The sequence below is a fragment of the Paracoccus acridae genome, from assembly GCF_014642735.1.
In the GTDB taxonomy this organism is placed as follows: domain Bacteria; phylum Pseudomonadota; class Alphaproteobacteria; order Rhodobacterales; family Rhodobacteraceae; genus Paracoccus; species Paracoccus acridae.
Genome location: NZ_BMIV01000090.1, coordinates 1 through 660 on the forward strand (window position 1 = coordinate 1; position 660 = coordinate 660).

Genomic DNA, 660 nt, shown 5'->3' on the forward strand with positions numbered 1-660 from the left:
TCAGAGATCGACCTTTGCGGCCTTTCCTTGTTGTTTGGCGAGTTCCACGACGGCGGATGCGACGGCGAGGTCCTGAAGGCCCACGCCGGTGCCGTCGAAGATGGTGATCTCGGCCTCGCCGCGTCCCGGATGGGCGCCGATGATGACCTGGCCGATGGCGGTGACGTCGGCGGCCAGGATGGTTCCCCGTGCCGCCGCGTGCTGGAACTCGCCGATGCTGAGGGACTGGGCCACCTCGTCGGTAAACAGGCGCGCGCGGGCGACAAGGGCGGGGTCCAGTTCCTGCTTGCCCTTGGTGTCGGTGCCCATGGCGGCGATATGGGTGGGGCCCTTGACATGGCCGTCCATCAGCAGCGGCTCGAAGGCCGAGGTGATGGAGATGATCACGTCGGCTTCCGCGCCCAGCTGCGGCAGGTCCACCGCCTCGAAGGGCAGGCCCAGGTCGGCGGCCGTGTCGGCCAGGCGGGACAGCATCTCGGGATGGGGGTTCCAGCCGATGATTTTCTCGAAGCTGCCGAAGCGGACGGCGGCGCGCATCTGGAAGGCCGACTGGTGGCCCGCCCCGATCATGCCCAGCACGCGCGCCCCTTCCGGGGCCAGGTATTTGCTGGACACGGCACTGGCCGCCGCGGTGCGCAGCGCGGTCAGCAGGTTGCCCCC

At 69.2% G+C, this 660-nt stretch carries 1 protein-coding gene; it reads right to left on the minus strand.

What is annotated here, in order from left to right:
- Positions 1-660, minus strand: a 660-nt coding sequence (locus IEX25_RS19920; protein WP_188717466.1) for an ornithine cyclodeaminase family protein, incomplete at its 5' end; no start/stop codon positions are given.